The following is a 9,175-nucleotide window of genomic DNA, read 5'->3' on the forward strand; positions in this document are numbered from 1 at the left end:
TTCATGATCACTTCTTCTTCCTTGGCGGAGATTCCATTAAAGGCATTCAAATGGCGAAGGGGAAGCCATTTTAACGCCAATTCAGCGCTGGTTCTTTGAACGAAACTTTAGCAGCCAGCATCATTGGAATCAATCCGTTATGCTTCATGCGCCAAATGGTTTGAATGAAGCAATCGTCAAGCAAGTGTTGGAGCAGCTGATGATCCATCATGATGCCTTGCGAATGGTTTATCCATTGGAAGAAGGACGCATCATCCAGCGTCATCGTGGAGTCGAGGAAAACGTTGTGACAGTTGATTTGATTGAAGTACAAGGAGAGCTCACGCAACAAATGCAGCAGGTAGAAAAGCTGGCAAATGAAGTGCAGGCGAGTATTTCTTTAACAGAGGGACCATTAGTGAAACCTGCTATTTTCCGAACGGAGCAGGGAGATCACCTATTGCTCGCCGTACACCACCTTGTCATCGATGGTGTGTCATGGCGTATTTTCCTTGAAGACTTCATGGCTCTTTATGAACAGTCGAAGCGCGGGGAGGTCCTTACACTTCCTGAAAAAACTCATTCCTTCCAAGAATATGCCCAGAAGCTGACAGAATACGCTGTGTCAGATGACCTGCTAGCGGAAAGAGCCTATTGGAAAAAGCTCCTTGCACATTCAGTCACGCCGCTTCAGAAGGATCATGTCACGGAGGATCAACGAATGCTTCATACGCAGACAATTCGATTTACATTGTCTGAAGAGGAAACGCACAGCCTCCTGACGGGTGTACACGAGGCCTATCACACAGATATAAACGATATTTTGCTGACAGCATTAGGGTTATCAATGAAAGAGTGGACAGGTGATGACAGACACTTTATTCACCTGGAAGGGCACGGAAGAGAAGAAATCCTTCCGGCGGTCAATGTGTCGCGGACTATTGGCTGGTTTACAAGCATGTATCCTGTGTTACTGGATATGTCGCATGCAGACGATCTTTCTTATCAAATCAAGCATTTAAAAGAGGAACTCAGGCACATTCCGAACAAAGGGATCGGTTATGGCATTTTAAAATATTTAACACCTGACAAAATGAAGGGGGATATCGCCTTTGATGTCACACCGGACATCAGCTTTAACTACCTTGGCCAGTTTGATGAACAGATCGGCGGCGGTGAACTGAATCGATCCGCATGGCATGCAGGTCAATCGCTTAGTCTTGAATCAGAGAAACCTCATGCGCTAGATATTGTTGGTTTTGTTGAACAAAGCATGCTCTATGTGACGATTTCATATCATCACCTTGAATTTGAAGAACATACGATGGAACAGTTCAAGGATCTCCTAGAAAAGAATGTGAAGGCCCTGATCTCTCATTGTGTATCACAGGATGAGACCCAGATCACACCTAGTGATGTAGGGGATGATGATCTCACGATGGATGAACTTGAAAAGCTAATGGATATATTTTAAGCAAACGAAGAGGTGGACTATGAGCAAACAGAAAATTCAAAAGGTATATCCTTTAACACCAATGCAAGAAGGCATGCTGTATCATGCCATGCTAGACCCGAATTCCTCCTCTTATTTCACACAGCTTGAGCTGGGAATAAGCGGAGAGTTTGATCTCGATCTTTTTGAAAAGAGTCTCAATGAGCTTATACGAACATATGACATTCTCCGTACAGCCTTTGTCTATCAGCAATTACAAAAGCCTCGTCAGGTTGTACTAGCTGAACGTCATCTAGATGTGTATAGAGAGAATCTATCTCATCTGAATCAGATGGAGCAGCAAAAGGTATTAGATCAATATAAAATGCAAGTGCGCAAACAAGGATTTCACTTAACGAATGATCTGTTGTTGAAAGTCGCTGTTTTTCAACTAAATGAAACAAACTGGCATCTCATTTGGAGCAACCATCACATCATCATGGATGGATGGTCCATGGGTGTTTTGATGAAAAAACTGTTTCATTACTATGAATCTGATCGAAACGGCCGAACGCCTGACCGCTCACAAGGTAAGCCTTATGCAGACTATATCCATTGGCTTGGAAAGCAAAACAAACAAGAAGCGGAAGGTTATTGGAAGAAGCGTCTAGACGGTGCTGTTCAGCATCAAGGGCTGTTGCAGCAAAAAGAGGCGAACGGACAATACGATCATCAGGAATGGACGTTCACATGGGATGCTGACATGGTACAAGCCATTCAAGATGCAGCAAGACAATGCCAAGTGACAGCACCGAACCTGTTTCAAGCTGTCTGGTCCGTTCTTTTAGGCACATATCATGCGGAAGATGATGTCACATTCGGAACGGTCGTATCGGGAAGGCCTCCAAGTGTGTCAGGGATTGAGCGCATGGCAGGGCTGTTTATCAATACGATACCAGTCCGGGTGACGTTGGATCAGGAGCAGACCTTCAAACAGCTGTTTCAAAAGGTTCAGCAGCATGCACTTGAAGCGGAAAACTATGATTTTATGCCGCTTTATGACATTCAGCAAAAGACAGCTGCTGGAGGACAGCTATTTGATCACTTGGTTGGATTTGAAAATTATCCTTTAGATCAGGAACTATCTGGTGACACCATGTCTGCACGTCTTGGTTTTTCGATTAATGTAAAGGACGGATTTGAACAAACGAATTTCGATCTGAATGTCCTTGTATATCCAGGTAAAACGTGGACATTAAAAATCAAATACAATGCCAAGGCGTTTGAAGAAATGGTCATTGAAAACATATCTAAACACCTAACGAATCTCATGAAGCAAATCATCCAAAACCCTGAAGTACGCCTTCATGAAGTGACATGTATCACAGAAGAAGAAAAACAGAAGATTGAAGCGTGGAACAAAACAGAGCGAGATTATCCGAAGCACCTGTCCATTCCTGAGCTTCTCAAGGAACGCATCAAGGCGCAGCCTGACCATTTGGCATTAGTCGAAGGAGATCGAGCATTCACATACGAGGAGCTTGGACAAGAAATCCATCGATTAGCTGGCAGTCTGGTTGAAAATGGTGTACAGCCCGAGGATGCTGTCGCAGTGTATATGAACCGATCAGCAGATGCGGTCATCGCCATTTTAGCGGTTCTTCATGCAGGGGCTGCTTATGTCCCGATTGATCCATCCCAGCCTGAGGAGAGAATCCAATTTATGCTTGAAGACAGCGGCGTATCGCTTTTGATTTATGCTGACAGTCAGCCGCCAGTTTATGAAAGCATCAAGGCGGTTCATGTGACAGAAACGTCTAAGTGCTCACACGTGGACATATTAGCTCAGACGTCTCCTTCTCAATTGGCGTATATCATGTATACGTCGGGCTCAACTGGACGACCAAAAGGTGTTCAAATTGAGCATCAGCATATTGTGAGATTAGCATGTTCTCAGGAAAAATTAGGTTTGAACACTTCGGATCGTATGGCGCATACAGGGGCAGTCAGTTTTGATGCCATTACCTTTGAAATCTTCACCACGCTGCTGGGTGGTGCAACGCTATATCCTGTTGACCGTGATACTTTATTGGATATCAATCGATTCGAACAATTTATTCAAACACATCAGATTTCGGCGCTCTTTTTAACGACAGGATTATTTAATCAGCTGGCTCAGCAGCGGCCGCAGATGTTCAAAGGATTAACCAAATTAATCACAGGCGGCGATGTGATCAATGTGAAGAGTGCAGAGCTTGTGAAAAAGAATCATCCAGCACTTGTATTACTGAATGCATATGGCCCGACAGAAAATACAACGATCTCGACCATTTACGAGGTGAGAGGGAATGAAATGGGCGCAATCCCAATTGGTCAGCCGATCAATCATTCGTCAGCCTACATTTTAGATGACTATCAAAGACTTCAGCCAATTGGGGCGCCTGGAGAGCTGTATGTTGGCGGTGATGGTGTCTCAAGAGGATATCTCCATCTTCCGGATTTGACTAATCAAGTATTTATTGCAGACCCATTTAAGCCGGCAGGACGTTTGTATCGAACAGGGGATTTGGCTAGGTATGGAGCGGATGGCCAGATCGAATTCCTCGGCCGGACAGATGATCAAGTGAAAATTCGCGGCTTCCGTATTGAGCTCGGTGAAATTGAAACGGTGCTTCAGCAAGAAGCAGGAATAGATGATGCGGTTGTGCTCGTCCATGAGTCTTGTGCAGATGAAAAGGAAATCACCGCTTACTTCACAGGAACTATGACAGAAGAAGAGGTGAGGGCTTTATTCAATCAAGAGCTACCAGCTTATATGGTGCCGTACCATGTGATGAAGTTGGATGCATTTCCACTTACATCAAACGGAAAGGTAGATCGAAAAGCCTTACCAAAGCCAGACGAAGCGCAACGTGAAGAGATTAAGATCATTCCGCCTGAAACCGAAACGGAAAAGGCACTCGCTCAAATTTGGGAGGAGCTCCTTGGGAAAACGATTGGAGTAGATGAGCATTTCTTCATGGCTGGCGGACATTCTCTCAAAGCGATGATGATGTCAGCGAAGATTCAAGAGGTGTTTCAAAAGGAAGTCCCAATTCAAGTGATTTTTGAGAAGCCAACGATTCGTTCACTTGCGGCATATATCGAGCAGGACAATCAAGAAGAACAAGGACATCCGATTTTGCCAGCAACGCAGGCAGAAGAATATCCTGTGTCGCCAGCTCAGCGCCGCTTATACATTTTACAGACACTCGAACCTGACAGCACGAACTATCATATTCCGATCGTATTAACACTTGAAGGTGTACTCGATCATCAGCGGCTTAGCTCAGCGTTTGATCAGTTGATCCAAACGCATGAAATTTTGAGAACGAGTTTTCATATGAACGGAGAAGACATTGTACAAAGGGTGCATGAACGGACTGCATTTGACCTTCCTGTCCATGACATAAAGGAAGAAGATGCAGAGGCGTTTCTTACCGAACGTCAATCACCATTTGATTTGACATCCGCACCACTTTTACGAGCACAGCTGTTGAAAGTCAATGAAAATCGTCATCTTCTAGTATTGGAAGCACATCATCTCATTACAGATGGCAGCTCCATGAAGACATTCATTCAAGATTTGGCGAAGGCCTATGATGGTGAAGCACTTGCAGAAAGAGCCATTCATTATAAAGATTACGCTGTCTGGCAGTTAAGTGAAGAAGAGACGGAGAAACAGCGGGAGCATGAAGCGTATTGGCTGAAGCAATTCGAAGGAGAATTACCGGTTTTAGATTTACCAACAGACTATCCGCGTCCAGCCGAACGTGATTTTTCCGGAGAACGAGTAATGTTTGGCTGTGATCAAGTGACGACTCAGCGCATTCATGAATTGCTTCAGAAAACAGATACGACCTTGTATATGTTCTTGTTATCTGCATTTCAAGTGCTGCTCGCTTCCTATAGTGGGCAGGAAGATATCATCGTTGGTTCCCCTGTTGCAGGGCGGACACACCCTGATATACAGGACATGCCGGGAATGTTCATCAATACCATTGCGATGCGCGGGAAACCAGAACAAACCAAATCATTTTTACAGCTGCTTGAAGAATTAAAAGAAACGAGTGTCGAGGCTTTCGCACATCAAAGCTACCCACTCGAAGAGTTAATTGCGCGTCTTCCGCTAGACCGTGATACAACTCGGAGCCCACTCTTTAGTGTTTCATTTAATATGCAGAACATGGAGGTTCCGGCTTTAAAGCTTGGTGATCTTGACATATCGACTTATGCCATTCAGCATCGCTCGGTCAAATTTGATCTGTCTCTAGAGGCATTTGAACGTGAGGGAGAATTAAAACTGAGCCTTGACTATGCAACGGCATTATTTAAAGAGGAGACCGTCCGCCGGTTAGGAACTCATCTTCTGGCGATTATTCGTGAGGCGATCCACCATCCGGATGAACAGATCGGCTTGCTCAATATACTGGACCAGCATGAGCAAATGGAGCGGTTAGAGAAAAAAGATGAAGGGCAAACGAATCGTCATGAGCCATTTCATGTCCAATTTTTACGTCAGGCAAAGGAAACGCCAGATGCCATTGCGGTCATGGATGATCAAAGGAAGCTCACCTATCGCGAGCTTGAGGACATGTCAAATGCACTTAGCAGTGAACTGAAGATTCGAGGCGTAGAGAAAGAATGTACAGTGGCGCTCATCCTTGATCGCTCTGTTTATGTCATCGTCTCAATGCTCGGTGTGATGAAAGCAGGAGGTGCATTCGTACCAATTGATCCGGCTTTTCCTGCTGAACGTATCCGCTATACATTAGAAGATTCTGGTGCACAAGTCATCGTCACAAATGAGACGCATATCAATTCCTATAAAGATCAGCAGTCTCTTCAAGTGGTACATGTCGAAAAAGCAGTGCACCAAAACCATTCGTTAGATCTGCCGGATGTATCGGTTGATCAGCTGGCTTATGTGATTTATACATCTGGTACAACAGGGAAGCCGAAGGGTGTACAGCTTACGCATCGTAATCTATCACACTATGTCAACTGGCTGACGAATGCGGTAACACTGCAAGAATGTGATCGAACTGCACTTCTTTCTTCTTATGCATACGATCTCGGTTACACAAGCATTTTCCCTGTTTTAAAAGCAGGAGGTACACTCTATGTTCCTCGTGAAGACGTGTACACAGATCCTGTGCGTCTCATGCGTTTCATTGATGAGCAAGAATTGACTTATATCAAAATGACACCATCCCTATTTCATATGATGGCAGATACTAAGAATCATGAATTTGCTGCTTTACGCCTTGTTGTACTTGGAGGAGAACCCATTGTCCCTGAGGATGTTGAGACATTTATGAAGCAGCATCCATGCGTGGCAGTGATGAACCATTACGGTCCAACAGAGACCACCATCGGAACAGTGACCAAGCTGATCACACGGCATGAGCTGGGCGCTTTGAAGGATCGCTCTGTGATCGGGCAGCCAATTGCTCACACAAGAGCGCTCGTATGCAATCGAGAGCAGCGCCTTGTCCCTTATGGCGCACCGGGAGAGCTTTATATATCTGGGGAAGGCGTGTCGAAAGGGTATTTGAATCAGCCTGAATTAACAGCAGAACGTTTTCTTGAAAATCCATTTTTCCCTCAAGAGAAGATGTATCGGACAGGGGATTTGGTCAGACAGCATGCAAATGGAGACATTGAGTTTCTTGGAAGAGTAGATGATCAAGTGAAAATCCGCGGTTACCGAATTGAAAAACAAGAAATTGAGCATGCCGCGCGTGCACTTTCAACCCTTCAAGAAGTGTATGTCAAAGTGATTCACCTGTCCCGTTTGCCTGAGCTGGCGCTATATTATACAGCGCCTGAACATATTGGAACGCTGATGTTTAGAGAAAAGCTTGCGGAGGCACTGCCGGATTATATGATTCCTACCTATTTTGTCAAAGTGGATCACATTCCGCTTACACAAAACGGAAAGGTGGATGCGAAGTCTCTGCCGCTTCCACATGAGATGCATATGAACCGCGCGAAGCACGTAGCACCAGAAACGGCACTTGAGCAAACGCTTTGTGACATTTGGTCAGATGTTCTTGGGGTTGAACAGATCGGTATTCATGACCATTTCTTTGAATTAGGAGGTCACTCCCTCAAAGGCATGGTACTCATTTCGAAAATGCAAGCCAAGCTGAACAAGCATGTGCCGCTCAAGATCCTTTTTGAAAAGCCAACCATACGGGCGATGGCGGCATGTTTGGAAGAGACGGATTCTTCAATTGTCACATCCATTCAGCCAGCGGAAAAGCAAGATTTCTATCCAGTGTCTTCTGCACAAAAGCGTATGTATGTGTTACAGCAGCTGCATCCAGAAGCAGTCACCTACCATATGCCAGCCGTTTTAATGATGGAAGGAAGCCTTGATCTGCAGCAGCTGGAAGAAGCGCTTCAAGCTTTAATCGAAAGACATGAATCTTTGCGGACAGCCTTTGTGGAAATTGACGGTGTACCAGTTCAAAAAGTATATCGCCGAGTACCGTTTACGTTAGAGATTGTTGAAGTAGAGAGTGGTCAAGAGCAATCTGTCGTAGAGGAATTCATCACACCATTCTCCTTACATCAGGCACCATTAATGAGAGCGAAAGTGGCAAAGCTTTCTGATGAGAAACATGTGTTCATGATGGATATGCACCATATCATTGCAGATGGTGTCACGCGCAGTCTGCTCATTCAAGAATTGGCGCAGCTGTATGAGAAAAAGGCGTTACCACCGGTTCAGCTGCATTACAAGGATTATGCAGTATGGCAGCAGGAGGAAAAGCAACTAACATCGCTTGAAAAAGAAAGGCATTATTGGTTGAAGCAATATGCACAGCCTCCAGAAGATTTGGCGCTTCCGCTTGATTTCCCGCGTCCTAGTGTTCAGTCATTTGAAGGAGACCGAGTCGATAGATGGTTATCTGCTGAAAAGGCGCATTCCATCAAATCGCTCATGGCTGCAAAAGGTGTGAGCTTGAACATGGTGATGCAAACCGCGTTTGCCATTTTCCTTCATAAATTAACTGGGCAGACAGATATTGTGATAGGCGCTGTGACAGCAGGACGTACACATGCTTCACTCGAACGGATTCCAGGCATGTTTGTGAATACACTGGCCCTTCGAAATGAATTGCAGCTAGAAGAAACCGCCGAGCACCTGCTTGAAAAAATGAAAGATCGCAACCTATCAGCCTATGAACATCAAGGATTCCCGTTTGAGGAATTGGTGGCACAGTTAGATCTTCCGAAAGACACGAGCCGCAATCCATTGTTTAGTGTCATGCTGACAACAGATGACCGTGACTTGACGTTACCGAAACTGAATGGACTAAAGCTCTCCCAAAAACAGCAGGACACGGTACATGCAAAATTTGATTTAACACTCGGTATATTTGAAGAACAAGATCAAGTGGGCTTGCGCTTTGAATATGCAGCAGCACTGTTTAAAAAGAGTACCATTCAGCGCTGGAGTCGATACTTTGAACAAATCATAGACGAAATGCTGGCTAAGTTGAATCAGCCAATTTCAGCGCTATCTATATTAACTGAAGAGGAAAAACGAGAACTGATCAATGAATGGTCAGGGCCTAACCTTGACGTTCCCGCAGGTCAAACTGTTCATGCACTGATTGAGGCTCAAACGCACAAAGCGCCTCATCAAAAAGCGGCGACCTTCTGCGGCACAAGCTGGAACTATGAAGCGATGTATAATTTGGATTATGGAGT

The 9,175-nt window shown here is 44.9% G+C and carries 2 protein-coding genes; both read left to right on the forward strand.

Going from position 1 to position 9,175, the window contains the following annotated elements; all coding sequences use genetic code 11:
* Positions 1 to 79 precede the first annotated feature (79 nt).
* Positions 80 to 1,453 (forward strand): condensation domain-containing protein, encoded by a 1,374-nt coding sequence (locus BA70_RS18415; RefSeq protein WP_239646711.1) that lies wholly within the window; start codon positions 80 to 82, stop codon positions 1,451 to 1,453.
* 19 nt (positions 1,454 to 1,472) lie between these two features.
* On the forward strand, positions 1,473 to 9,175 hold a 7,703-nt coding region (locus BA70_RS18420; RefSeq protein WP_034325180.1), incomplete at its 3' end, for an amino acid adenylation domain-containing protein.

This window comes from Bacillus zhangzhouensis, from assembly GCF_000715205.1.
GTDB classification, from domain to species: domain Bacteria; phylum Bacillota; class Bacilli; order Bacillales; family Bacillaceae; genus Bacillus; species Bacillus zhangzhouensis.